Below are 21860 nucleotides of genomic sequence, written 5' to 3'. Positions count from 1 at the left end.
GATTGATCAATTTGATCTAGAAATACGAGCAAAAGTAATTTTCAAATATGCTTAGATTATCGAATGATTTATGAAGCAAGGTATTTGGTGATTTTGATTGGTCACAGAAATGTACTAGTTAGCGCACGTTCTGGTCAATAATAATGATAGACGGCTATTTTTATTATTGACCTAATTGACAGTAATAAACTACTTTGTTAAAGTGCTCAGTAATCTAAATTAAGTATGAAAAAAGTTGTTAGCTACTTTTTTCATACCTTAGTAAAGGAGGAGGCCCTTTTATGGTTGATAAAACACGAACTTGGTTTCGCCAGTGGTTCTTAAACAGTAAGACAGTGATTGTTTTATTAATCACATTACTGTGTCTGCTGATTGTATGGACTTTTACGAAAGTTGCGTGGCTATTTAAGCCGGTGGGACAATTTTTTAGTGTTATTGCCTTACCAGTCATTTTTGCCGGGATTTTATACTATTTATTAAATCCAATTATTGATTGGCTTGAGCGCCGACATCATGTTTCACGAACGCTTTCAACGATTGTGGCGTTTATTTTAATTGTCTTATTATTAGTCTGGGGAATAGTAAGCGTTGTTCCTTTCTTTCAGGAGCAAACTTTAAGCCTCTTAAAAAACTGGCCAACTTATTGGGAAACCTTAAACCGGGAAGTGACTCATTTATTACATGATCCCAATTTAGGCGTTCTAAAAAAGCAATGGGATCAGGCTAATGGCGATCTTTTTAAAACCACTTCCGAAAAATTATCGCCGTTTTTAACAACAACATTTTCTCATTTGGGGAATGTGTTTGGTGTTGTGGGTAACATTGTTGTTGGTTTGGTAACAATGCCGTTTATCTTGTTTTACTTATTACGTGATGGACATAATTTACCAAATTATTTAGTCCATTTTTTACCAACTAAATTCCGTAAATCAACTTTAAAGGTGTTACGTGAGGTTAATACACAAGTTAGTCAGTATATTCGGGGGCAGATAACAGTTGCGTTCTTTGTTGCCTTACTGTTCATTGCTGGGTACCTGCTGATCGGTTTGAAATACGCGGTTGTCTTAGGCGTATTGGCCGGAATTCTTAATCTAATTCCGTATTTAGGGTCATTTTTGGCCATGATTCCCTCAATTGTGGTGGCGGCCGTAATTTCACCGGTTATGTTGATTAAAGTGTTATTGGTATTTGCAGTTGAGCAAACACTTGAAGGCCGAGTAATTTCGCCATTGATTTTAGGAAGCTCACTGCATATTCACCCGGTTACTATTATTGTTGTCTTATTAACATCCGGTAAAATCTTTGGTTTGGCCGGGGTTATTTTGGGCATTCCTGGTTACGCGGTGTTAAAAGTCCTAATTGGCCATTTATTTGAATGGTACCGTGATGTTTCGGGACTTTACCACGAGCCACCGGAAGAAAAACCGGCTAAAAAATAAGCAGTCTTGATTACACGTCCGTCATTTGTTTGGCGAATTGTAATCAGGCTGCTTTTTCATTTTTTACCAACTTGCTTTTTTAACACCAGGAATTTTACCCTGTAACGCTAATGTCCGAAAATTAATTCGCGATAACCTAAACTTACGCATATAGGCGTGGGGCCGACCGTCTAAATTATCTCGATTATGCACCCGTGTTGGTGACGCATTTCGGGGAAGACGTGAAAGCGCGGCGTAATCTCCAGCCAATTTATATTGTTCGCGTACACCAGCGTAATGTTCGACGGTTAGCCGAATTTTCTTTGCTTTTTCAATTTTTGCTTTCTTTGCCACTAGTAGGACTCCCTTAATGAATTTGTAGGAAATAAGCCTACCATAAAAGAATGGGTGTCCCCAAGCAGTTAGCTCTAAAATTGATCACCATTGAAAATTGAGTTCTTAACGATCACGTAATCTACCTTGGTTAAGGCCTGTAAATCGCGGCCACCGGCATATGAAATTGCCGATTGTAGATCTTCTTGCATTTCCGTCAAAGTATCCTCAATATCACCTTTATAAGTGACTAGCATTTTTTTACCTTCAACATTATGGTGCTGGCCTTTTTGGTCTTCTGAGGCCGAACCGAAGTATTCTTTGTACAAAACGCCATCACGTTCAACCGACTTACCGGGCGATTGTTTGTGGCCAGCAAAAAGGGAGCCAATCATAACCATGCTGGCGCCGAACCGAATTGATTTAGCAATATCACCGTCAGTTCGGACACCACCGTCAGCGATAATTGGTTTACGTGCGGCCTTTGAGCACCAGCGTAAAGCGGCCAGTTGCCAGCCGCCGGTACCAAAACCAGTTTTTAGTTTAGTGATGCAAACTTTACCTGGGCCGATGCCAATTTTAGTTGCGTCTGCGCCGGCATTTTCTAATTCACGAACGCCTTCAGGAGTCCCGACATTACCGGCAATGACAAAACTTTGCGGTAGATATTTTTTGATGTGGTGAATCATGTCAATGACACGTTGGCTGTGTCCGTGGGCAATATCAATCGTAATGTATTCGGGAATTAAATCAGCAGTGGCCAAATCCTGAATGAAAGTATATTCATCCGCCTTAACACCAACACTGATCGACGCAAATAGTTTTTTTTCGTGCATCTGCTGAATAAATTTGGCCCGGCGTTGTGGTTCAAAACGGTGCATAATGTAAAAATAGTTATTTTTAGCTAGCATTTCAGCGAGGGGTTCATCGATAATGGTTTGCATGTTAGCAGGAACAACTGGTATTTTAAATGTTCGGTTACCGAACTTAACGCTAGTGTCACATTCAGAACGACTATCAACGACACATTTATTCGGAATTAATTGAATATCTTCGTAATCAAAAACTTGCATAAGGCATTTCCTCCAAATTAAAGACGAACATTATTTACTAAAATTGTATTTTTTGTACGTAATTAAATTAACTTAAAGTGTGTGCTTTGTCAATCTTATTTAAAGGAATAAGTGATAAACATGAATAATCGGACTGAATTATTCAAAATTGATCGAAAATAAGAGGAAAACACGTTTCTTTTGATAAAAGATTGGAATGAATGAGATTATTTAAATTTAAGGTGCAATTTTTCTTAAACCAGCTATGTCTTACCATTTACTAAAAGGTTAAAGTATTCTAAACTTAAGCGTATTTGAAAAAGTATAACAAATTGTGTTTGTGGTGTGTTTAGGCTCAATTGTTGGTAAGATGCTAGCAAAAGTAGTTTTTAAACACTTCCTAGTACATCGTAGTGACTATATTTAAAACTATTAGCTATTTTTCAGAATGCCAAAACCTAACTGGAACAAGGCAAAACATATTAGATTCCATTCCGGTGCGCGAGGACGGAACGCGTGGCGGGTTGGCGAGCTAACTTTTACCAGATAAAGGCAAAGCGGGGGTAAAAGTGGATCTCGCCAAGCCCGCATGATTCTACTTCACAATAGTGGATGATTTTCGGAACAAAAATCTTAGATGTTACGGACGATGACCATTTAACTAAGGGCATAAATCGCCAAGTTGAAACATGGCTCTAAATGGCCCAGACCGCCATTAAGAATCATCGACACAGCTGATCCTCGCGCACCGAAATGAAATCAGGTCATAGTGGAACATTTAAGCGTTGTTTGTGTCTATTGCAGTAAACCAGTTATTGTGTTGCAAGTCAGTGAAGGCTACCTTTGTCAGTGTTGCTGGCGTATCGGCCGTGTCGAAGGTACTTGATGACCGAATTGTGGTCATTTAGTACCTTACGTGATTGACAAGATCCATTTTCTTTTCCGAATGGGTTTAATCGGAAAGAAAATTAGCTTGGCAACGCGCCATGCGTTCCATACGCCAGCGCCGGAATGGAACCTAACTGAGTCTGTTCACGTGTGATTCAGTGCCAAACGGCATAAGCATTATTTTTAGTAGCGATATAATTTAAATATCCTAGGTCACTGTAATTGAAGCACATGACAATTAATCTGAATAAGGATCAAAATAATGAAAAAAATTGAAAAAGCAGCACTATTTTTAAAACAACACCGGCAATTATTTCGTTGTCCGGTTTGCCAAGCAGCGTATACGGCTGTAACGGATAAAAGTATTATTTGTCCCAATGGCCACCGACTTGATTTAAGTAAGAAGGGAACGCTTTATTTTTTGCGGCGAGCAATTGCGCCTGAATACGATAAGGAGATGTTACTTTGTCGTCGGCGCATTTTGCAAGCAGGTCTTTTTGACCCTTTCGTTAACTTGATTAAGACACAGCTGCCTGCTAAGGCAACTGCGTTAGATGTTGGTTGCGGCGAAGGGACAACACTGAATCAAATGGAGGATCAACTTGCAACTGCCGTTGGTTTTGATATTTCAACTGACGGTATTAATTTAGCAACGCAACAAGTAACTAAGGCTTTTTTCTGTGTCGCTGATCTAGCCCACCTACCTTTTAATGAGCACACCTTTGATGTTATTTTCAATATCTTTTCGCCGTCTAATTACCAAGAATTTGGCCGAATTTTACGACCAGCGGGGAAGGTTATCAAGGTGATCCCTAACGCCGATTATCTGAAGGAGCTGCGGCGGACTCTATACGCCGATGATGCGCAGAATAAGACTTATTCTAACGAGGCCGTGTTAACTCATTTCAAGGAAAATTACGCTAAGGTAACGGAAAAGCAGGTTAAGTACCAGTTTTCATTGACTCCCGCGTTGAGTCATGACCTGTTGTACATGACACCTTTACACTGGCACGCAAAACCAGAACGAATTCAGGCGGTTTTGGCAGAACCGTTTTCAAAAATAACCGTTGACGTCACGGTTTTAACGGGTGAAAAATAATTTAGATTTTATTAAAAAATGTCATCAATTTGTAATTTTAAACGGTTGTTAAAGTGTTAGCCGGGTGTTATATTAGTGGTAAGGAATTTTTTCATTGACTTTTATCAGAATAACCTTTAAGTTTTGATAAAAATGAGTGATTAATACTTCACTAACGTAGCGTTTCGCCGTGCCCACACCGAAGCGATACGTTTTTTCCATTTGTGAATTTTTCTGTTAAATTCGGCTTGTAAACCGTTGATATAGCGGTGTTCGTTAATTACAAGTTTGTGAAAAAAACGAATTAAACCGAAAGAAACAGAACTTTTTGGGTAACTTTTGGGTAACATTTTTTTAGCAATAACGGACTATTCTAGTAGCCCGTTATTTTTTTATGCTTTTTTACGAAAAACTTCACTTTCCATTAAATCGATTACTTTATCTTTACCCTCATCGGTGCCAGCGTTATATTGATCGGTCATACTAATATTTTTGTGACCAAGATAATTAGAAACGTCACGCGGATTTAATTCACCGCGCATTTCGTTAGCAAATGTGGCAAAAGCATGACGGAATAGGTGAGGGTAGACGTGAACCCCTGTTGCCTTACTAACATCGCGATAAAGATAAGTTAAACGTGAGTAATCATATGGCCGCGCTTTTTCCGATACAAAAATAAAATCATCTGGGCTAGGTAGCCTGTTATTATTTTTATATCTAAGCCTTGAAATTCGTAGTGCTTCACGTAAAACAGCTGCGCATGATGGAAATACTTTGATTCTACGTACCGAATAAACATTCTTGGTAGATTTACCCTGTGGAGCGTTTTGCGTCCTAGCGCGCGTTATATGGAGATACATAGTACCATCTGATTTTTCTTCTACAGATTTAAACATAACACCCATAACTTCGCCGTGACGCATCCCCATTGTTGGCAGTAGAAACATAGCAAGCTTAATACCATTAAGGTTGTCAGTAGCCCAGCTCAGAACTTTATTATATTCAGCATGTGATATTTGCTTGCTGCGGGCCTGCTTTTGGCTACGCAATTCAATTTGCTTTAGGGGATTGCTAATTAAGATACCATTATAAATGGCATCATTTATTAAGGCTGATAAAGCCTTATGAATATTTCCGAGCATAGCCTTAGAATATTTTGGAGTGCTGTCTTCTTTTTTAGTATTGCGTAATTCGTTCAGATAAGCTCTGTAAGACATTCTATTAACCTCACGTAACTTTGTATTACCAAAACGCGGCAAGATGTGTAGGCGAAATACTCGCTCCATCTGGGCAGTACTATCAGCCGTCCAGTCTCCAGACCCTATTTTTTCTTTATAATAAAGTCGCCAATAAGATTTAACGGTGAACTTAGTCGGATCAGTTATATTTAAATCATTGGCCTCAGATATCTGCTTATTTAGCCAAGTCTCAGCCTCCTTAATTGTACTAAAACCATTCTTGACGAAATCTAAAACTTGTCCATTGATCGTTTTCTTTTGACGTGCACGGTACAATTTGTTTTTGTCATTATGATAATAATAAATATGAGGGTGTCCTTTTACTGATATATATTTTGTTTTCATGATAATCCTCTCTACCTGGGCGGGATTAAAGGATCTTGCATCATCACCTTCTTTACGTTAAAATTATGTATGAAAAGAGACCACACTATGTGTGCGTTGAATTTAGTTGTGGCACATCCCATTTACTTTGGTCGGTAGGGGATGTGCTTTTTTTATTTAATTTGCATAACGATTATTAATCTGTTTAGACGGCAACAGTGTCATGACAAAAATCACAATATTGCCAATCGAAGGTAAGAGTAATAAAAATAGAAAGGCACCAGAAATTCCAACATCATGTAGCCGCCGTATATCAGCTGTAATTGATGCAATAACCCACCAAACGCCTAATACTAGCGTTAAAATAATTAATAAGATAGTTAGAATGCTACTAATTGCATTTGAGACGGTTTGAACTTGCATAATTGCAGTAATCCAAATTAAAGAAAGCGTAAGACCGACTACTGCCGCTGTAAGTCTAGCCCACCAGTAGTCTGCACGCCCAAGTCGCTTAGACACATGAAAAGTGTCCTTGAAAAAAAGCACTATTGAATTAATTGGATCAGGATTTTTATTTTCGTTGTAAGGCTTATCTATAATTGCTTGTTGCTTAGTCGAATTTTCCTGTGTAGAATTCGATTTTAATTGAACACCACAGTTTGGACAATAATCAGATGCTGCTGGTATTTTTTTACCACAATTTGAGCAAAATTTTGTGGCTACTTGATCAATATTTAAAACTTCCTGTCCACACTTAGGACAAAATTCAACGTTTTCATCTAATTTATTTCCACATTTTTGACAGTAATTCATAATTTACTCACTCCCTAACGGCCTAGATATTACCTAGTTTTGATATAAAAGCTATCCCCATAAATCCAGAAACAATAAAATAAGTCATTAATATCATCGCAATAATTGTTAAAATAACACCCAAAGATTTTTTGTTATTATGATATGCAAAAATGCCAGCAAACATAGCAATAGCAGAAAAGTATGAGCGATGTGGGATACTAGGAATTAATGATAAAATGATGGCAATTCCGGCTATAATATTTAGTATTAAGCCTACGTTACTATTAGATTTAGTTTTGCCCAATTGTATTACCCTCCAAAGTGATATAATATTTTTGTGATCGTATCACTCTATTACCTCATTCCGTTGCAGCGGAGTGGGGCTTTTTTATAGGACAACTGTATAAACAACAACTTTTCCAATAATACGTACGTTTTCAGCATCTTCGTAACGGTAAGTTATTGGTTCAAAATTTGGATTTGAAGAATCAGGAGAAAAGGTTATTATTTTTGCGTCCTTGTTATCGTAATAGCGTTTGACAGAGTAGCTGCCATCTTCGCTAAAAACAACAATATCGCCGTTGTTAATGCCATCAAGGCCAGTGAGCTTAATTGCCATTAATGAACCGTCTGGGATGACATGGTTCATAGAATCCCCATTAACGTACATAACAGCAATATCTTTGTCACCTGCATACTTTCTCATAATGGCATCTGAAAGTTCAATGTGTTCAACGTCACGATGCATGAGTGGGTCAACAGACGTAAGCGCTCCGGCAGCAATATGGGCTGGCAGAAAAGCATATGTATGACTGTTAGTGTTTTGCAGATTATCAATTGGTGATACGCCAAGCAAGTCCTCAGAAGTGGTACCAAGTGCTTTAGCAAAATCATCGGCCTTATTTAACGGGAATTGACGGGTGAAGCTAAAATATCTTGAAACTGTTGATTTAGCAACGCCAGCTTTATCAGCAAGCTGATTAAGTGACAATTTTCGACGTTTAAGTAAAACTCTCATATAATCAATTATTTCCTTGTTTGATCTCATAAAATCACCTCATTTCATGTTTGTACCTATAGTATATCACTGTTCCCTCTATGGAACAATATGTATGGATAAAATAGTCTATTTTCTTTTTATAAGAAAAAACGTTGCTTTTTGGGATAGGCGGGTGTATATTTAAAGTGTTCCCAAAAGGAAACGAAAGGAAGTGAAAAATATGAGCGTTAATTTAAAACGAATTAAAGGCGAAAGAACTGCTCAGGGACTGACACAACGCGAAATGGCAACACGCTTAGGCTGGACTCGCGGAATGTATGCTAAACGTGAAGCAGGATTTGTGCAGCTTGGTGCTGATGATTTAGCGAAAATTGCTGAAGCTTTAGGATATGACCCTGATAAAATTGGTATTTTTTTTAAGCCGAGTGTTCCCAAACGGGATTAGAAATTGAAATACGGCTTGATATTAAAGAATAGGAGGAAAAATAGCATGAATAAATTACAGGAATTCAGTAATGGATTAATTAAGTTACCTGTTCAAGTAACAGAAAACGGTGATATTCAATTTAATGCTGAGCAAGCAGCAATTGGATTAGGTTTAATTCAATCTAAAAATAAAAAAATCTATGTACGATGGGAAACCGTTAGCAAATATCTTTCCCAGAAAGTTGGGAAAAATGATTTCATCACTGAACCACAGTTCTATAAATTAGCAATTAAAGCAAATAACGAAACTGCTGAAAAATTTCAAGACTGGGTCACTAGTGAGGTTTTACCGTCAATTCGCAAGCACGGCGCCTATATGACACCAGAGAAGATTGAAGAAGCTTTGCTTAATCCAGATACGATTATCAATTTAGCTAAACAGCTTAAGTCTGAACGCGAAGGCCGCTTAATTGCTGAACAACAGGTCAATGAGTTACAACCTAAAGCTACTTATTATGATCTGATTTTACGTAATAAGACTTTGCTGTCTATCACTAAAATCGCAAAAGATTATGGCTTAAGTGGAACAGCAATGAATAAGAAACTGCATCAACTAGGAGTGCAATTCAAGCAAGGTAAAACTTGGCTTCTGTATCAGAAATATGCTGATAAGGGCTATACACAGAGTCAAACGTTTGTTGATGATACTGACACATCACGCATGAGTACGTATTGGACACAGGCTGGACGAATATTCATCTACGAACTATTGAAGCAAAACGGCATCTTACCATTGATTGAGCAAGAAAATATTGCGTAAGTGAGGCGATAATTTTGAACATCGGATTGGATCCAGAATCAACACATTCCATTCTGGAAAAAATTGCAAATAAGTTTATCGATTTGCTAATGCCACTCATTAAAGAACGCCTTGAGCAAGACGAGTTGATGACGAGGGAAGAACTTAGCAAAAAAATATTGCGTTGTGATCCAGACACAGCAGATAAGCGTTACTTAAGTAAGCCCGGTTTCCCGTACATGCAGCCGAGCAAACGTAAGATTTATTCCAAAAAGGCGGTCCAAAAATGGATTGCCGAAAATCAAATTTATAATTAAAAATCCTGGGCGGGATGAAACTAGAAAGGAAGTAATCGCATGGTTTGGACGGTTAACGTATCAAGTTTTACGTTTGGAATTTTGGCCGGTGTAGTTATTACAGCTTTAATTTACGGCTTAATTAAGCATAGAAAGGACTTGTTCGGGATTTGAATAAGGCAGGTGATTTAGAAAGTAGGCATGACCGGCACTCAATTTATATCTCAATGTACAACGGCTTGCACTGGTATTTAGTGAGTTTTGTTAATACAGCGGTGCCAGTTTCAATCGTTATGAATTTTTCCGGTCGATTTATAAACAAACAAAAAAGCCGCTAACGGTGGTAGCCGCTAGTGACTGAGGTGTTAGAGCTTTTGCAAATATTTTAACACCTTCATTATAGCAAATTTGGAGGTAATCACAATGGACGAATTACAAAAAGAAGAACTACAAGAATTGCACGAGCAGGAAGAACAAAAGAAACAATTTACCGTCACTGATTCGGCTCAGGCGGATTGGGTATTACGTAAATTAAGTGCTCTGGACGCTGAGGACAATGAGAATCAAAAAACGTACGACAAAAATCGTGAACGTATTGATAACTGGTTAGCCAAAGTAAAGCAATCAACTCAAGATAGTCGGGAATATTTAACCCGGTTATTAACTGATTATGCTGTTGCACAGAGGACTGAAAATCCAAAATTTAAAATAAATACCCCCAACGGTAAAGTTACTTTTCGTAAGCAACAGCCCAAGTGGATTTATGACGATGATAAATTGGTTGAATCCTTACAGAGTGCCGATGCAAGTAATCTTTTACGAATTAAGCAAGTTCCGGATAAAAAGAAGCTTAAGCAAGTAGTGACTGTTACCGATAAAGGCCAAGTCGTCACTTCTGACGGAGCCTTGCTTGACGGGGTGAGGGTTGAACCGTTACCAGAAAAAGTTGTCATTAAGCCAGAATAGGAGGTCGGATCATGAATAGCGTTGAAGATGTGTATTTAGCCGAGAACTATGATGGTGTGCCTTTGCGTTCGTTTGAAGGCATTTACGGAATCAGCAGTGAATATTCACCACGTCACCAAACTGAATACTTTCACAAATATGATGCTAAAAATTTCTTATTAGATATGTCAGGCCGTGATTATTTTGCCAGTCAAATTATAAGAGGCATGACGAATCTCCAAGCATTGTCAGTTATGTTAAATCAGTTTCATGCAGAGCCAATGGAAGATAAGGAAGAATGGTTCCGCGCTTTATTACAGAAAGGTGTAGATCCTAATGACTGAAAATAATGATCTGAGTTTATATCAACGGTTGGCAAATGTTCATAAGGCCGTTTCATATTTAAAAAAGAATCAAAGCGGGCGGCAATACAGCTATGTTGGTTCAAGTGATGTTTTAGGTCAGTTGCATGGCTTGATCGATGAGAATGGTCTGTTACTGCTCCCATCGATTACGGATCACAATGTCACCGCGTCAACCGATGAAAATCACGGTAAACAGCGTGTTACTTATTTTACCGAGCTAGATATGACAATGACTTGGGTTAACATTGATAACCCTCAAGAAAAGCTTGAATCACATTGGTATGCGCAGGGTGTTGATATTGCCGGTGAAAAAGGTGTAGGTAAGGCCTTAACTTACGGCGAGAAATATTTCTTATTGAAGTTTTTCAACATTGCAACCGATCAAGATGATCCAGATGCATTCCAGAATAAGACCGAACAAACCAAGGCTGATATGCCAAGAGTCGTTTCTAAAACTCAAGTAACTGTCATTACAAAAATATTTGAACAAGTTGCCAAAACACACGGTGCCGATACAGAAATGGTTATTGCTAATTCAATCAAACAGGTTGGCCTAAATAAGCCACTTAATCAGTTAAATACTTCCGAATATGGCAAGTTGTTGAACTATATCAGCAGTGTTAAAGCAAAACTTGAAAAGAAGACGCAGAAGGAGCAAACGGCCTAATGAAATTATTTGGTGAGCTAGATCAGTTGTCAGGCAATCAATTAAAAATCAAGTTGCATGATGACGCACCCATTTATCGAATGAGTAAGCTTGCCAATGGTCGCAAGCCAGCCATACAGCTTGATATTGAAGATGGTCGGACAATTAGTCCAGATCAACGTAAAAAGATCTGGGCGTTGATTAGAGACATTTCTGAATGGAACGGGGATGTACCGCAATATATTGAAGATCTCATGAAGTCTTACACGCGTGAAATATTCAATCTTGAACCGTACTCATTAAGTAATTGTTCCGTGACGATAGCAAGTTACACGATTGAAACTATACTTGAATTTTGTTTCAGAAATGATGTGCCATTCAGCACAAGGACTTGGGACATGCTGCCAAATGATTATACAGCAGAGTGGTTCTGCTTAAGATTTCGTAAATGTATTATCTGCGGTAAGCATGCCGACATTGCTCATTATGAAGCAGTTGGCATGGGTAATAACCGCCGCAAGATTAGTCATGCTAAATTTCATTTTATGGCATTATGTCGAATTCACCATACCGAGCAACACACGATCGGCGTCGATAAGTTCTTACAGAAATATCATATTAAGCCAATTAAATTGAATTATGAAGAACGCAAGAAATTAAGGATTGGAGGTAAAGGCGATGGAGAGTCCTAGTTATTATGCCATTATTCCGGCTAACGTACGTTACGACAAAGATTTACCCGCTAATGCTAAATTGCTTTACGGAGAGATTACCGCGCTATGTAACAAAAAAGGTTATTGCTGGGCCTCTAACAAATACTTTGCTGATTTATATGGCATTAAAGAAGGATCAGTATCTAGACTTATTTCTAAATTAGCCAAGAAAGGATATCTAAATATCAAATTAGTTTACAAGGAAAATAGTAAAGAAATTGATAAAAGAGCAATAACAATTAGCACTACCCCTATTAACAATAAAGAGCATACCCCTACACAAAAAAGTGAAGACCCTATGCACAATATTGTTAAAGAGAATACTACAAGTATTAATAATAAAAGTACTTCTTGTCGCAAACGCGTTTTCGACGAGCAAAGTGATTATTTCAAACTGGCTAAATCACTCTTTGATTTAATCAAGCGGAATGACCCTAGTACTAAAGAACCAAATTTACAAAAATGGGCAGACGATATGAGAAAGATCGTTGAACTAGATAAGCGGGATATTAACAAGGTTCGCAATCTAATCAAGTGGACTGAAAATGATGAGTTCTGGTCAACTAATATTTTGTCTGCAAGCAAGTTCAGAAAACAATATCAACAGCTGACACTAAAGGCTAGGGCCGAGTACAAGAAGCAACACCCCTCTGGACCACAAAGAACACAACTAAGTCCGGAAGAGGCAGAACAGCAATTTAAATCTAGATTAGTTGAACGAATAAAGAACGCTAAGTATGCTGGCCGAACGGCACCAGAAATTTATGAGCAGGTTAAGGCCAGTGCTGATAGACCGATTGAGTATGATTATGTGCTTGAGATTTACCAAGGGGTGAGCGTATGAATCAGCCAACTATAAAAATTGACGATATGCCACTAGAACGGAGTATTATTGCAACTCTGATTAACAGCCCAGGGTTGATCAAACTTGGAAAGATTGAAGCAGAATGGTTCGCTCCTAACTACCGCAATATTGTTAAAACACTTATTCAAGAAAATGGTGATTTTTCAGGGTCTGCAGAATTCGTTTCTAAGTTTAATTTTCAACATGGCGGTGAGATTAGCAACGATACTTGGGATGCAATTTTGCAATATGATTTCAGCCAAAATGAACATGTTTCTCAGCTATATGAGGCGGATATCATCCTAATGCGTAACCAACATCAACGAATTGAAGCGGCTAGTGCAGCATTTGATTATGCCTCAGATCCAAATACTAATAACCTTGATCGACTAAAAAAACAACTTGATATGGTCAATAACAAGATTAGCAAACCGCATAAATCAATGTCGCAATTATATGACGAAATGAAAACCAAGTTGTATAGCGATACGCCAGAGGGAATTAAGACTTATAGCAATCTTGATGATGCATTAAATGGCGGTATTAGGGGCAATAATTTATTTGTTATTGGCGCACGGCCTGCTGTTGGTAAATCAGCATTTAGCGCCAACTTGGCAATTCAATCGCTTAGAAGTGATCCTAAATTAAAGCTTGATATTTTTTCGCTTGAAATGGGTGATAGCGAAATATACGACCGTATTGGTGCCATGATTAGCGCGATACCAGCCCGAAAATTCTACAACGCTAACAAACAAATGAACGAGAAAGAAAAACTAAAAGTATTGGCTTCAATGAAATTCTTAAATGATAACCGTTTAACGATTTACAAGAATATTGAAAGTTCCGGGGAAATAACCGGAACGATTAGACAGCGTGCGGCGGACTGCCAATCAGGGCACTATATGGCAATCGTTGATTACTTGCAGCTGGTTCATTCTGATAGCAAGAGCGACACACGTTCAACTGAAGTTGGATCAATTACACGCGAACTCAAGAAGGCCACTCAAGAATTAGACATTCCGATCGTTTTACTGAGCCAATTAAATCGGGCTTCACAGCAAAGACAAAGTAATGATTTAGCGGATCTAAGAGAGTCAGGCAGCATTGAGCAAGACGCCAACAAGGTGGCATTTTTAAGCAATGTTGATGATCAGGCCAATGACGATAATTTTCAAGTTGTCTGTTTAGATATTAAGAAAAACCGTGAGGGTAAGTTGACCAAGCTGTATTTTAATTTTTACAAAGACACACAAAAATTTGCAGAACGATTTTAGAAAGGATTGAGTCATGGTGACGGATGAAGAGTTTAAACAATTTTATCTAGAGAGTATTAAGCAAATTGATACTATCATGACTCAGTTTAATTTTAAATATAGCCTGTTTGTGGTCGAAATATTGGATGCGTGGTTGCAGATGTGCAAGTCACTGCGGAAAAAAGGCAAGCCATTAAGTCATGCTGAACCGATGCTAAGTCAGGCTTATAAGCAGGCAGAATATGAACAAAAGCAGGGTGTTGGGCTGTATGAATCGGATTTATCATTTGCCATTGGCACTGAATCAAATGTTTCCCTAGCAAATATATATAGTCGTTGGGCACCGCTGTTGGATAAATTAAATGAGAAACATAAGCGAGAAAGAGAGGCATCACCACATGAGCAGGACTAATCCTGAAACTGTTATCCAACGCGAAATTAGAGATACTCTGGAGCATCTAGGGTACTTAGTTTTACGGCTACCGGTTGGTCAGATGCGTCTTGCTAGAGGTTATATGTTTAACACTGGGGTTCCAAATGGCACACCAGATTTATTGGCCATTGCTAAAAGCGGGCAAGCCTCGTTTATTGAGGTTAAAACCAAAACAGGACGCTTAAGGGATGATCAAAATAAATGGGCCAAATCGTTTGCTGATTGGGGATTTAACTACGGCGTGGCCAGAAGTGCTGATGATGCGATCAAGATTTGTAAGGGAGAATTTTAGAGTGTACTTAGTTGAAATACAAAACGGATATTTGAGTAAACCAAGGGAACATATTTTCGGAGAAACCAAGTTGCCAATCACAACAAATGAAACTAAAATCATGCGGTTTAACTCAAGTGATAGTGCCAACGTATGGGCAAATATATTTAAACGCCTTGGCGCCAAAGTAGTAACGGATAAAAATGTTACTTTAACTAAAAACTATAGCCATAAACCAATGGTTCAAGGAGATTACGCAGATGATTAATAGAGCAGTACTAGTTGGTCGGTTAACACGTGATATTGAATTACGTTACACCTCTGGTGGAGCAGCAGTAAGCAGCTTTACACTAGCAGTTAACCGTCAATTTAAAAGTAAAAATGGTGAGCGCGAAAGTGACTTTGTTGAATGTTCGATTTGGCGTAAACCAGCAGAAAATCTAGCCAACTTTACGCACAAGGGGTCACTAATTGGAATTGATGGTCGTATTCAAACACGTAACTACGACGATAAAGACGGCAAGCGTGTTTATGTGACAGAAGTCGTTGTTGATAATTTTTCGCTGCTAGATTCAAAAGGCAGTGATCCAATTGATATTCCCGATTATGATTTACCATTTTAAGTCTTGGGAGACAGGATAATGACTGAAAACATAAAAATTAATGACACAGTTACGGTTAAAGAATACTGGTACGGTGATTCCGTATTCCGTAACTTTCAGGGTAGGATTTTAAAATATTATGAGAATAGTGCGTTGATCGATCCGGTGTTGCCAGATCAAAAGGATAGCAAAGTATTACTAGGCGGAAATGGATATATCGTTGTTAATTTTAAAAGCCTAATGGCATCTGGAATGAGTATTAAAGGTATTCACCGGCTACCAAAGTTTGAAAAAACGCATACAGCCATGCAGAGCCTGATCCTTAAATATCATCATGAAGGATTAACACTGAAAGAGATTTCGTCCACGGCCAAGGCATCTGAGCCTTATATCAAAGAGGTTTTATATTCTAACAATTTAAAGCCAAACTCGCGTGAAGAACTAACTACGTACGAAAAATACATCAAGCCTAATCTAGCGCAAATAAGGCGGTGGAAGCATGACAAAGTTAAGCTAAAGGACATTGCCAGCCGCTTAGGACTAACGTCCAGAGAGTTTAGCAATCTAGCTTACAGCCACGAAATATTTAACGTACACGACAAACGATAAGGGGTGTAAATATTGAAACAACCAAAAAGGTAGTCCTAATCAAAGAGCAAAAGCGGCTGCTAGATTGAAGTCGTATCGGGATAAGAAAATGGAGGACGAAAAATGAGTGAATGTGAATATTGTAAATTTAGAGATGAGCATGCTTGCAGTTCGCAACGTAACATGTACAAAGAGGCAGACTTTGAAGATAAGCATTTACGTTTTATTGCTGTGAGACTAATGAGGCAAGATAGTGGTTATGAATTGACTGTTAATATTGCCTCACCTGATGTTTTTTATCGAAGAGGAATTGCTATTAATTATTGTCCAATGTGCGGTAGAAAATTGGAGGAAGATTAAATGAGCGAAGAAAAATTGTACGCGGTAAAGAACGACGAAGGGAAATACTTGGATAGTACATCTTTTTGGAACGATAATGCAGGAATTGCTTTCAAAAGCAGTTATATCATGCTAGAGTGGGCTGAAATTTTTGACGGCCACGTTGTCACTTTGATTGAGGAACCTGAAAAGGTAGTCCTAAGTGAGAAACAAGCAAAAATCGTTGAGGGAGCACATAACGACAAGCTTCCGGCTTGCTATATTTCTAGCAAATCTGATGACGAAGAGCTGCTGATGAAAGCTTACGTTAACGGCTACACCGTGGCAAAGGAGAAGAAGTACGGCGTGTGGGTGCCATACATCAACAACAAAATGTACTACAAAGATGGGCGTGGAAGCGACGACCTTGATATTGCAAGTGCAGATTGCCTGAACGACAAAAATCAGCAGTTCACCGAAGCAGAGATTGAGCATTACGGTTTGCAAGACTGCGAGAAAGAAGAGGTGACTGACGATGAACTATGAGACGAAGCGGGACGTGTTGGTAGATGCTGTTGACGCATTGGCTGATGCACAGGCAAGCGGTGGCAATGTCGGACACCAAGATGCAAATTTATTCATGGGTGAATATGAAAAAGCCTTGCCAGATGATCTTCCGGTTATTCCGAAAGAGGTGGGAGAGTACATCAAGCGTCAGAAAGATGATTTATTGACTGAACAGCTATTCGTGATCTTTTTAACCATTCAGTACAATATAAATATAGATAACCCGCCAGACTTAAAGGCCGAGAATTGGATCATAGATCATTCAGACACCTTTGCTCGTGCGTGGCTAGACGGGTACGAAATTGACAATAAAAGCTAACTTTAGGGAGGATTTGCAAGTGGAATTATTTAATGACAATTTTCAGAACTATAAATGTTACGGCATCCCAAAGGCCCAACTAGTGATCGCGGATATTCCTTACAATATCGCCAACAACGCCTATGCGAGTAATCCAGCATGGTACAAGGACGGTGACAACAGCAAAGGCGAATCCAAGAAAGCCAACGCAACTTTTTTTGACACCGATGTCGATTTCAAAATTTCGGAGTTCATGCATTTCTGCTCACATATGCTAGTCAAGGAACCTAAGAAAGCCGGTGCGGCGCCATGTATGGTTGTGTTCTGTGCGTTTCAGCAGCTGTCTGCCGTGATTAGTTACGGTGAGCGCTATGGATTTAAACACTATATTCCGCTGACGTTCGTTAAGAAGTCGTCTGCGCAGGCGCTCAAAGCCAATATGAAGATAGTTGGGGCAACTGAATACGCGTTGGTTTTGTACCGCGACAAGCTACCAAAATTCCGCAACGATGGGCGCATGGTGTTGAATTGGTTTCCGTGGGAAATAGATCACGGCTACCCTAAGATTCACCCAACACAGAAGCCGATTCCGGTACTTGAACGATTGATCGAGATTTTCACCGACAAAGACGACGTAGTCATTGATCCGTGTGCTGGAAGCGGGGCAGCCTTACGGGCAGCATCAAATTTGGGGCGAGAGGCTTATGGTTTTGAAAAAAGTAAGGCCATGTATCAGCTAGCTCAAGAGCGGATGCTAAGAGTGGCTGCGACACCGTTATTTTAATTAAATTTGACAATAAAAGCTAACTTTCAGGAGGCAACTATGAAAGAAATAAGAACAAAATCAGATTGGGAACACTTACTTATTGTTCATGGTGCTGAGTATTTTCCTGATTTATTTGCAAAACCAATCGCACCAGCAAGAAAGCGTTGGCACCGGTTAAAACGATTGTTAGCAGTTAAAAATAAAAAATAACTTTAGAGGTGAAAGTATGAAAGTAAGGCTCTTAAAGTTCCTGTTTGAAATGTTTATTGGATTAGTGATTTTCAGTCTATGCACATTAATATTCTACACAAGCATAAGCATTCCGTTTTTAATCCGGGACCATCGTTATTGGCAAATAGCTGGATTATTTTTAATAGGGGGATTTATTTCGGAAGAATTAATAAAGGAAGTCAAGGCAATAAAGTGAGTTTATAAATCACGCGATAAAACGAAAATTTAGAGGTGAGAATTTATGAAAAAGTATCTGGTTGTTGATGAATTTGCTTTACCCGAAGGTAGCCATGCTTTTACTCGTAATGAGATTGTTGACGCTAAAAGTGCAACAGACGCATTGTTGACCAATATGGACAGCATGATGACAAATGGCGATGCAATGGAGGAAGCAGCCTTATCTGGACGTCTAGAGGGTACAGCCGTAGGTGTGTATGAATTAGTCAGTGGTGTTAACGAATTAGATCAAATTGCAGATAAAAACTAGCTTTACGGAGGTGAATTAAATGATTGATGAAACGAGTATTGCATTAAATATTGACATAGAACCTGATGGATCAGTAACACATTTAGGACAACTGTGGAGCAGTGAAAATGGTAGCTTGCGCACAATTATTAAGAACGAAGTTCGAAATGGAACGTATTTTGAACTAGTAGATCTATTTAAGGGAACTGTGATCATGCACGAAGCCGAATTTGAGCGCGTAGTTGAATATTTGGTAAGTAGTAATTTTAAGGTTATCAAGAATCCCGTAGTTTCAGGTCAGTGCTACTAAAAGTTAAATTTAGGAGTGATTAGAATGCATTTTAAGATATGGACTAATGGAGATGGCGACGATGATTAAGTTTAGAGGTATTCCACTGGAAGACACCAGCGACATTGATGGAGTTGAATTTGATGGAACGTTTGTCTATGGGAACTATATCAAGTATGGTGAGGGCGCATTAATTGTTGGCGTCGCATTACAAGCTGACGAAGATGGGTTTTGGCCGTCTTGGTGGGTTTCAGTAGACCCTAAGACGGTGGAACAGTTTTTGGTCCCGGTTTATGTGGGTGTGACGGAAAATGTCTTGCTCACATAATATTTTAATACGAAAGGACGTTAAATTCATTGGTTTCAAAATTAAAAATAGGTGGCATTATTTATGCCGTCGAAATTGTGAAAAGGTTAGAAGACGAAAGTCAGGCTCTTTGGGGGTATACGGATTATCCCAAAACAAAGATTAAAATTAGTAAGGGAATTAATAAACAAAAACAAATTCAAACATTAATTCATGAAATTGTTCATGCGGCAATGCATGAAGCTGGGTTAGATGAACAATGCAATGATGAAAAAATTGTAAATCCACTTGGGCTAGTTCTTTATCAAGTCTTAAATGATAATCCGGAATTATTAGAACAATTTACTGATGTTAAAAGCTAACTTTTAGGAGGAAACTATGACAATTAAATATGAATGTCGCAATATGTTTGGTGGTGAAGTAATTGCTACATTTAGGACATACGAAAAAGCAGAAGAGTTTGTCGACGCATCAGCGGACTACCAAGATTGGTGGACTGTTCCTGCAATGACGATTGTGGAGGTGACTGACGATGGAGAATAAAGAGTTTGCTATTGAGCTAGATGTGAATGACATGGAAGCCAATATCTATATGCGCATGACAAGAGATGAATTGAATGAACTTGAAAAGGGCATTCAAAAAATTATTGAAGCGCCAAAAGACCTTGAAGACCACGGTTTCTATCGGCAATCAACGATTGATGGTTACGATAATGACAAGGTGACAATCACTGTTGGCCTTCATAAGTGGCGGCAAGCAAACGATGAAATTATTAGAGGTGACTGACGATGAGGTATGAGACGAAGCGAGACGTGTTTGAAACAATTGCAGATAAATGCGGAGGCCGACTAATTATGGCATTTAAGATTGGACAATATGTGACTATTCCAAGTGGAGAGAATCTTCAAATTGATGAGATTCGTTACTGTTGGGAACGATTGTACGGAGTTAAAGAAAAAAATAGAATTGAAGCAGTTTGCTATCTTACACTTAATCGTGGTTGGAACAACAAATTAATAATTAAAGATTATCAATGCACATTTTACAGTGACATGGAAGACTGTGCTGGATAAATTGGAAAAATAACTATCATTTCACATTTACAGTGGGGAAATCGTGAAATTAATTAAGTAACGGCCACAGATACCGGAGACATTGAATTATAATTAAGGGGGAAACGGCATGAGCTTTCTAAAATTTGCAGTATTTTTCGTGTTTTACACATACGCCGTATATCATCACTTTTGGCTAGACGAAGAGCCTAAGCAAGATGAAAATGATTATCACAAGCGTGATGAAGTATTTGATAGAGGTGATATGTATGCACGGGAATTGGGCCATCACAATCACGCGGCATAAAAAAAGAGCTACTGGTGTTACGGCACCAGAAGCTCAGCAAAACAAATTAATTTATACCATTATTCTATCACATCAAGGGGGTAAAGAATATGAAATTACAAAATGATGCTTACGCGATTCAGCAAGAAAGCGTTGGCACCGGTTAAAACGATTGTTAGCAGTTAAAAATAAAAAATAACTTTAGAGGTGAAAGTATGAAAGTAAGGCTCTTAAAGTTCTTGTTTGAAATGGTTATTGGATTAGTGATTTTCAGTCTATGCACATTAATATTCTACACAAGCATAAGCATTCCGTTTTTAATCCGGGACCATCGTTATTGGCAAATAGCTGGATTATTTTTAATGGGGGGATTTATTTCGGAAGAATTAATAAAGGAAGTCAAGGAAATAAAGTGAGTTTATAAATCACGCGATAAAACGAAAATTTAGAGGTGATCGAATTGATTCAGCTTTATAAAAGTGACCTATTCGATTTTTCGGTAACACCATCACCTAAAGAGCCGAATCATTATCAAGTGACCATCTTTGATAAATCAGGTCCGCTTAGTGATCGCCAATGCGAGTCATGGGACAAAGTTGTTCAACGGCTTCGTGAGGATTTAGTTAGGCCGGCAAAAGCTTCTGAAATGCGTTTTATCAATTAATTAAGAGGTGGATTATGAAATATCGTTATAAACAACTATTTAAGGCAGAGCAATTTGACGGCAGCGATAAGATGCGAAAAAAATATTTTATCAACAGGCACAGAGAGGTTAATTCTTATATTGATAATATAACCGACCGGAATGAAATTAATGTCGCTGGTCCATGGCAATATGCTTTAAAAACTCCAAAAGGTGAAAAGCAGTTAAGCGTTGGTGATTGGATTCTAGTTGATAATAAGGGGTTATTTAGTTCTGTTACTGATGAGTTCTTCAAGGAAAATTATGAATTAGTTGAATAAGTGAGGTGA

Annotated in this window: 36 protein-coding genes and 2 pseudogenes; 31 read left to right on the top strand and 7 right to left on the bottom strand. The window is 38.5% G+C overall.

Features of this window, described 5'->3' with window-relative positions; translation table 11 throughout:
* Nucleotides 1-281 precede the first annotated feature (281 nt).
* A complete protein-coding gene (locus AYR53_RS11890; RefSeq protein ID WP_068225391.1) occupies nucleotides 282-1439 on the top strand; it encodes an AI-2E family transporter in 1158 nt (385 codons plus the stop codon).
* Nucleotides 1440-1502: 63 nt separating this feature from the next.
* On the opposite strand, the gene rpsN is transcribed toward AYR53_RS11890, so the two are convergent.
* The 3 genes from rpsN to AYR53_RS13885 all read right to left on the bottom strand — a co-directional run bounded on the left by rpsN (nucleotide 1503) and on the right by AYR53_RS13885 (nucleotide 3707).
* Nucleotides 1503-1772 carry a 30S ribosomal protein S14 gene (gene rpsN, locus AYR53_RS11885; RefSeq protein ID WP_068225390.1) on the bottom strand — a complete coding sequence of 90 codons (270 nt, stop codon included), beginning with the start codon at nucleotides 1770-1772 and terminating at the stop codon, nucleotides 1503-1505.
* 74 nt (nucleotides 1773-1846) lie between these two features.
* A complete protein-coding gene (locus tag AYR53_RS11880) occupies nucleotides 1847-2824 on the bottom strand; it encodes a GMP reductase (RefSeq protein WP_068225389.1) in 978 nt (325 codons plus the stop codon).
* A 757-nt stretch (nucleotides 2825-3581) separates the two neighbouring features.
* Nucleotides 3582-3707 carry a hypothetical protein gene (locus AYR53_RS13885; RefSeq protein WP_257749576.1) on the bottom strand — a complete coding sequence of 42 codons (126 nt, stop codon included), beginning with the start codon at nucleotides 3705-3707 and terminating at the stop codon, nucleotides 3582-3584.
* Nucleotides 3708-3953: 246 nt separating this feature from the next.
* Here AYR53_RS13885 and AYR53_RS11875 point away from each other — a divergent pair, with 246 nt between their 5' ends.
* Entirely contained in the window at nucleotides 3954-4790 is an 837-nt protein-coding gene (locus AYR53_RS11875; protein ID WP_068225388.1) for a methyltransferase domain-containing protein, read from the top strand.
* 371 nt (nucleotides 4791-5161) lie between these two features.
* Here the strand turns inward: AYR53_RS11875 and AYR53_RS11870 are convergent, their stop codons facing one another.
* The 4 genes from AYR53_RS11870 to AYR53_RS11855 form a co-directional block, all read right to left on the bottom strand.
* On the bottom strand, nucleotides 5162-6352 hold the full coding sequence (locus AYR53_RS11870; RefSeq protein ID WP_068225387.1) for a tyrosine-type recombinase/integrase: 1191 nt from the start codon (nucleotides 6350-6352) through the stop codon (nucleotides 5162-5164).
* Nucleotides 6353-6508: 156 nt separating this feature from the next.
* Nucleotides 6509-7144 carry a zinc-ribbon domain-containing protein gene (locus AYR53_RS11865; RefSeq protein WP_068280093.1) on the bottom strand — a complete coding sequence of 212 codons (636 nt, stop codon included), beginning with the start codon at nucleotides 7142-7144 and terminating at the stop codon, nucleotides 6509-6511.
* 22 nt (nucleotides 7145-7166) lie between these two features.
* A complete protein-coding gene (locus AYR53_RS11860) occupies nucleotides 7167-7430 on the bottom strand; it encodes a hypothetical protein (RefSeq protein WP_068280095.1) in 264 nt (87 codons plus the stop codon).
* A gap of 84 nt (nucleotides 7431-7514) precedes the next feature.
* A complete protein-coding gene (locus AYR53_RS11855; protein ID WP_068225384.1) occupies nucleotides 7515-8174 on the bottom strand; it encodes a LexA family transcriptional regulator in 660 nt (219 codons plus the stop codon).
* A gap of 172 nt (nucleotides 8175-8346) precedes the next feature.
* Here AYR53_RS11855 and AYR53_RS11850 point away from each other — a divergent pair, with 172 nt between their 5' ends.
* From AYR53_RS11850 to AYR53_RS11715, 29 genes and pseudogenes are all read left to right on the top strand, one after another.
* Nucleotides 8347-8571 (top strand): helix-turn-helix domain-containing protein, encoded by a 225-nt coding sequence (locus tag AYR53_RS11850; RefSeq protein WP_068280097.1) that lies wholly within the window; start codon nucleotides 8347-8349, stop codon nucleotides 8569-8571.
* A 45-nt stretch (nucleotides 8572-8616) separates the two neighbouring features.
* Nucleotides 8617-9372 (top strand): phage antirepressor KilAC domain-containing protein, encoded by a 756-nt coding sequence (locus tag AYR53_RS11845; RefSeq protein ID WP_068225382.1) that lies wholly within the window; start codon nucleotides 8617-8619, stop codon nucleotides 9370-9372.
* A 14-nt stretch (nucleotides 9373-9386) separates the two neighbouring features.
* Nucleotides 9387-9668 carry a hypothetical protein gene (locus AYR53_RS11840; protein WP_068225381.1) on the top strand — a complete coding sequence of 94 codons (282 nt, stop codon included), beginning with the start codon at nucleotides 9387-9389 and terminating at the stop codon, nucleotides 9666-9668.
* Nucleotides 9669-10070: 402 nt separating this feature from the next.
* Nucleotides 10071-10613: a host-nuclease inhibitor Gam family protein gene (locus tag AYR53_RS11835; RefSeq protein WP_068225060.1), complete on the top strand. Its 543-nt coding sequence runs from the start codon at nucleotides 10071-10073 to the stop codon at nucleotides 10611-10613.
* An 11-nt stretch (nucleotides 10614-10624) separates the two neighbouring features.
* Nucleotides 10625-10936, top strand: coding sequence for a hypothetical protein (locus tag AYR53_RS11830; RefSeq protein ID WP_068280100.1), 312 nt, complete (start codon nucleotides 10625-10627; stop codon nucleotides 10934-10936).
* Complete coding sequence (locus AYR53_RS11825; protein WP_068280103.1) at nucleotides 10929-11624, top strand: ERF family protein; 696 nt, start codon at nucleotides 10929-10931, stop codon at nucleotides 11622-11624. The genes AYR53_RS11830 and AYR53_RS11825 overlap by 8 nt, the downstream gene beginning before the upstream one ends.
* A complete protein-coding gene (locus AYR53_RS11820; protein ID WP_068280108.1) occupies nucleotides 11624-12295 on the top strand; it encodes a putative HNHc nuclease in 672 nt (223 codons plus the stop codon). The genes AYR53_RS11825 and AYR53_RS11820 overlap by 1 nt, the downstream gene beginning before the upstream one ends.
* A pseudogene (locus AYR53_RS13965) lies at nucleotides 12282-12438 on the top strand (helix-turn-helix domain-containing protein); the annotation flags it as partial. The gene AYR53_RS11820 and the pseudogene AYR53_RS13965, both read left to right, overlap by 14 nt.
* 718 nt (nucleotides 12439-13156) lie before the next feature.
* The gene (locus AYR53_RS11810) at nucleotides 13157-14434 is read left to right on the top strand and encodes a DnaB-like helicase C-terminal domain-containing protein (RefSeq protein ID WP_068280115.1); all 1278 of its coding nucleotides are present in this window, start codon (nucleotides 13157-13159) and stop codon (nucleotides 14432-14434) included.
* Between the two features lie 13 nt (nucleotides 14435-14447).
* Nucleotides 14448-14825: a hypothetical protein gene (locus tag AYR53_RS11805; protein WP_068280118.1), complete on the top strand. Its 378-nt coding sequence runs from the start codon at nucleotides 14448-14450 to the stop codon at nucleotides 14823-14825.
* Nucleotides 14812-15138 (top strand): VRR-NUC domain-containing protein, encoded by a 327-nt coding sequence (locus AYR53_RS11800; protein WP_068280122.1) that lies wholly within the window; start codon nucleotides 14812-14814, stop codon nucleotides 15136-15138. The genes AYR53_RS11805 and AYR53_RS11800 overlap by 14 nt, the downstream gene beginning before the upstream one ends.
* Nucleotide 15139: 1 nt before the next feature.
* The gene (locus AYR53_RS11795; protein WP_068280124.1) at nucleotides 15140-15385 is read left to right on the top strand and encodes a hypothetical protein; all 246 of its coding nucleotides are present in this window, start codon (nucleotides 15140-15142) and stop codon (nucleotides 15383-15385) included.
* Nucleotides 15378-15695: pseudogene (gene ssb, locus AYR53_RS11790) on the top strand (single-stranded DNA-binding protein); the annotation flags it as partial. The gene AYR53_RS11795 and the pseudogene ssb, both read left to right, overlap by 8 nt.
* Nucleotides 15696-15758: 63 nt before the next feature.
* A complete protein-coding gene (locus AYR53_RS11785) occupies nucleotides 15759-16328 on the top strand; it encodes a hypothetical protein (protein ID WP_068280126.1) in 570 nt (189 codons plus the stop codon).
* Nucleotides 16329-16430: 102 nt separating this feature from the next.
* Nucleotides 16431-16667: a hypothetical protein gene (locus tag AYR53_RS11780; protein WP_068280128.1), complete on the top strand. Its 237-nt coding sequence runs from the start codon at nucleotides 16431-16433 to the stop codon at nucleotides 16665-16667.
* Nucleotides 16668-17171 carry a DUF1642 domain-containing protein gene (locus AYR53_RS11775; RefSeq protein WP_068280130.1) on the top strand — a complete coding sequence of 168 codons (504 nt, stop codon included), beginning with the start codon at nucleotides 16668-16670 and terminating at the stop codon, nucleotides 17169-17171.
* Nucleotides 17161-17511 carry a DUF1642 domain-containing protein gene (locus tag AYR53_RS11770; RefSeq protein WP_068280133.1) on the top strand — a complete coding sequence of 117 codons (351 nt, stop codon included), beginning with the start codon at nucleotides 17161-17163 and terminating at the stop codon, nucleotides 17509-17511. Before AYR53_RS11775 ends, AYR53_RS11770 begins: the two co-directional genes overlap by 11 nt.
* Before the next feature lie 13 nt (nucleotides 17512-17524).
* Nucleotides 17525-18274, top strand: a complete 750-nt coding sequence (locus tag AYR53_RS11765; protein WP_068281265.1) for a DNA-methyltransferase — start codon at nucleotides 17525-17527, stop codon at nucleotides 18272-18274.
* A 39-nt stretch (nucleotides 18275-18313) separates the two neighbouring features.
* A complete protein-coding gene (locus AYR53_RS13560; RefSeq protein ID WP_156520057.1) occupies nucleotides 18314-18466 on the top strand; it encodes a hypothetical protein in 153 nt (50 codons plus the stop codon).
* Nucleotides 18467-18728: 262 nt separating this feature from the next.
* Entirely contained in the window at nucleotides 18729-18974 is a 246-nt protein-coding gene (locus AYR53_RS11755) for a hypothetical protein (protein ID WP_068280139.1), read from the top strand.
* Between the two features lie 19 nt (nucleotides 18975-18993).
* Complete coding sequence (locus AYR53_RS11750) at nucleotides 18994-19263, top strand: hypothetical protein (RefSeq protein ID WP_068280142.1); 270 nt, start codon at nucleotides 18994-18996, stop codon at nucleotides 19261-19263.
* A 61-nt stretch (nucleotides 19264-19324) separates the two neighbouring features.
* Complete coding sequence (locus AYR53_RS11745) at nucleotides 19325-19570, top strand: hypothetical protein (RefSeq protein ID WP_191980585.1); 246 nt, start codon at nucleotides 19325-19327, stop codon at nucleotides 19568-19570.
* Nucleotides 19571-19599: 29 nt separating this feature from the next.
* Nucleotides 19600-19911 (top strand): hypothetical protein, encoded by a 312-nt coding sequence (locus AYR53_RS11740; RefSeq protein WP_068280145.1) that lies wholly within the window; start codon nucleotides 19600-19602, stop codon nucleotides 19909-19911.
* 16 nt (nucleotides 19912-19927) lie between these two features.
* Nucleotides 19928-20092 carry a hypothetical protein gene (locus AYR53_RS13650; protein ID WP_167574660.1) on the top strand — a complete coding sequence of 55 codons (165 nt, stop codon included), beginning with the start codon at nucleotides 19928-19930 and terminating at the stop codon, nucleotides 20090-20092.
* Complete coding sequence (locus tag AYR53_RS11735; RefSeq protein ID WP_068280148.1) at nucleotides 20082-20336, top strand: hypothetical protein; 255 nt, start codon at nucleotides 20082-20084, stop codon at nucleotides 20334-20336. Before AYR53_RS13650 ends, AYR53_RS11735 begins: the two co-directional genes overlap by 11 nt.
* A 68-nt stretch (nucleotides 20337-20404) precedes the next feature.
* Nucleotides 20405-20623: a hypothetical protein gene (locus tag AYR53_RS11730; protein ID WP_156520056.1), complete on the top strand. Its 219-nt coding sequence runs from the start codon at nucleotides 20405-20407 to the stop codon at nucleotides 20621-20623.
* Nucleotides 20624-20871: 248 nt separating this feature from the next.
* Nucleotides 20872-21015, top strand: coding sequence for a hypothetical protein (locus AYR53_RS13555; RefSeq protein ID WP_156520055.1), 144 nt, complete (start codon nucleotides 20872-20874; stop codon nucleotides 21013-21015).
* Between the two features lie 333 nt (nucleotides 21016-21348).
* Nucleotides 21349-21552, top strand: coding sequence for a hypothetical protein (locus tag AYR53_RS11720; protein ID WP_068280156.1), 204 nt, complete (start codon nucleotides 21349-21351; stop codon nucleotides 21550-21552).
* 14 nt (nucleotides 21553-21566) lie between these two features.
* Complete coding sequence (locus tag AYR53_RS11715; protein ID WP_068280158.1) at nucleotides 21567-21851, top strand: hypothetical protein; 285 nt, start codon at nucleotides 21567-21569, stop codon at nucleotides 21849-21851.
* The last annotated feature ends 9 nt before the right edge of the window (nucleotides 21852-21860 follow it).

It is taken from the genome of Loigolactobacillus backii (assembly GCF_001663675.1).
Taxonomy (GTDB): domain Bacteria; phylum Bacillota; class Bacilli; order Lactobacillales; family Lactobacillaceae; genus Loigolactobacillus; species Loigolactobacillus backii.
Note: the sequence above shows the minus strand (reverse complement) of the source record. Positions and strands in the feature narration are given on the sequence as shown.

What these genes read in the sequence shown, in the direction of transcription:
- AYR53_RS11730 (WP_156520056.1), top strand. Translation starts at nt 20,405, where the DNA reads ATGGCATTTAAGATTGGACAATATGTGACTATTCCAAGTGGAGAGAAT.
- AYR53_RS11880 (WP_068225389.1), bottom strand. Translation starts at nt 2,824, where the DNA reads ATGCAAGTTTTTGATTACGAAGATATTCAATTAATTCCGAATAAATGT.
- AYR53_RS11775 (WP_068280130.1), top strand. Translation starts at nt 16,668, where the DNA reads ATGAGCGAAGAAAAATTGTACGCGGTAAAGAACGACGAAGGGAAATAC.
- AYR53_RS13560 (WP_156520057.1), top strand. Translation starts at nt 18,314, where the DNA reads ATGAAAGAAATAAGAACAAAATCAGATTGGGAACACTTACTTATTGTT.
- AYR53_RS11835 (WP_068225060.1), top strand. Translation starts at nt 10,071, where the DNA reads ATGGACGAATTACAAAAAGAAGAACTACAAGAATTGCACGAGCAGGAA.
- AYR53_RS11810 (WP_068280115.1), top strand. Translation starts at nt 13,157, where the DNA reads ATGAATCAGCCAACTATAAAAATTGACGATATGCCACTAGAACGGAGT.
- AYR53_RS11785 (WP_068280126.1), top strand. Translation starts at nt 15,759, where the DNA reads ATGACTGAAAACATAAAAATTAATGACACAGTTACGGTTAAAGAATAC.
- AYR53_RS11780 (WP_068280128.1), top strand. Translation starts at nt 16,431, where the DNA reads ATGAGTGAATGTGAATATTGTAAATTTAGAGATGAGCATGCTTGCAGT.
- AYR53_RS11755 (WP_068280139.1), top strand. Translation starts at nt 18,729, where the DNA reads ATGAAAAAGTATCTGGTTGTTGATGAATTTGCTTTACCCGAAGGTAGC.
- AYR53_RS11800 (WP_068280122.1), top strand. Translation starts at nt 14,812, where the DNA reads ATGAGCAGGACTAATCCTGAAACTGTTATCCAACGCGAAATTAGAGAT.
- AYR53_RS13555 (WP_156520055.1), top strand. Translation starts at nt 20,872, where the DNA reads ATGCACGGGAATTGGGCCATCACAATCACGCGGCATAAAAAAAGAGCT.
- AYR53_RS11750 (WP_068280142.1), top strand. Translation starts at nt 18,994, where the DNA reads ATGATTGATGAAACGAGTATTGCATTAAATATTGACATAGAACCTGAT.
- AYR53_RS11735 (WP_068280148.1), top strand. Translation starts at nt 20,082, where the DNA reads ATGGAGAATAAAGAGTTTGCTATTGAGCTAGATGTGAATGACATGGAA.
- AYR53_RS11870 (WP_068225387.1), bottom strand. Translation starts at nt 6,352, where the DNA reads ATGAAAACAAAATATATATCAGTAAAAGGACACCCTCATATTTATTAT.
- AYR53_RS11825 (WP_068280103.1), top strand. Translation starts at nt 10,929, where the DNA reads ATGACTGAAAATAATGATCTGAGTTTATATCAACGGTTGGCAAATGTT.
- AYR53_RS11745 (WP_191980585.1), top strand. Translation starts at nt 19,325, where the DNA reads ATGATTAAGTTTAGAGGTATTCCACTGGAAGACACCAGCGACATTGAT.
- AYR53_RS11805 (WP_068280118.1), top strand. Translation starts at nt 14,448, where the DNA reads ATGGTGACGGATGAAGAGTTTAAACAATTTTATCTAGAGAGTATTAAG.
- AYR53_RS11820 (WP_068280108.1), top strand. Translation starts at nt 11,624, where the DNA reads ATGAAATTATTTGGTGAGCTAGATCAGTTGTCAGGCAATCAATTAAAA.
- AYR53_RS11830 (WP_068280100.1), top strand. Translation starts at nt 10,625, where the DNA reads ATGAATAGCGTTGAAGATGTGTATTTAGCCGAGAACTATGATGGTGTG.
- AYR53_RS11850 (WP_068280097.1), top strand. Translation starts at nt 8,347, where the DNA reads ATGAGCGTTAATTTAAAACGAATTAAAGGCGAAAGAACTGCTCAGGGA.
- AYR53_RS13650 (WP_167574660.1), top strand. Translation starts at nt 19,928, where the DNA reads ATGACAATTAAATATGAATGTCGCAATATGTTTGGTGGTGAAGTAATT.
- AYR53_RS11715 (WP_068280158.1), top strand. Translation starts at nt 21,567, where the DNA reads ATGAAATATCGTTATAAACAACTATTTAAGGCAGAGCAATTTGACGGC.
- AYR53_RS11875 (WP_068225388.1), top strand. Translation starts at nt 3,954, where the DNA reads ATGAAAAAAATTGAAAAAGCAGCACTATTTTTAAAACAACACCGGCAA.
- AYR53_RS11890 (WP_068225391.1), top strand. Translation starts at nt 282, where the DNA reads ATGGTTGATAAAACACGAACTTGGTTTCGCCAGTGGTTCTTAAACAGT.
- AYR53_RS13885 (WP_257749576.1), bottom strand. Translation starts at nt 3,707, where the DNA reads ATGACCACAATTCGGTCATCAAGTACCTTCGACACGGCCGATACGCCA.
- AYR53_RS11855 (WP_068225384.1), bottom strand. Translation starts at nt 8,174, where the DNA reads ATGAGATCAAACAAGGAAATAATTGATTATATGAGAGTTTTACTTAAA.
- AYR53_RS11845 (WP_068225382.1), top strand. Translation starts at nt 8,617, where the DNA reads ATGAATAAATTACAGGAATTCAGTAATGGATTAATTAAGTTACCTGTT.
- AYR53_RS11770 (WP_068280133.1), top strand. Translation starts at nt 17,161, where the DNA reads ATGAACTATGAGACGAAGCGGGACGTGTTGGTAGATGCTGTTGACGCA.
- AYR53_RS11865 (WP_068280093.1), bottom strand. Translation starts at nt 7,144, where the DNA reads ATGAATTACTGTCAAAAATGTGGAAATAAATTAGATGAAAACGTTGAA.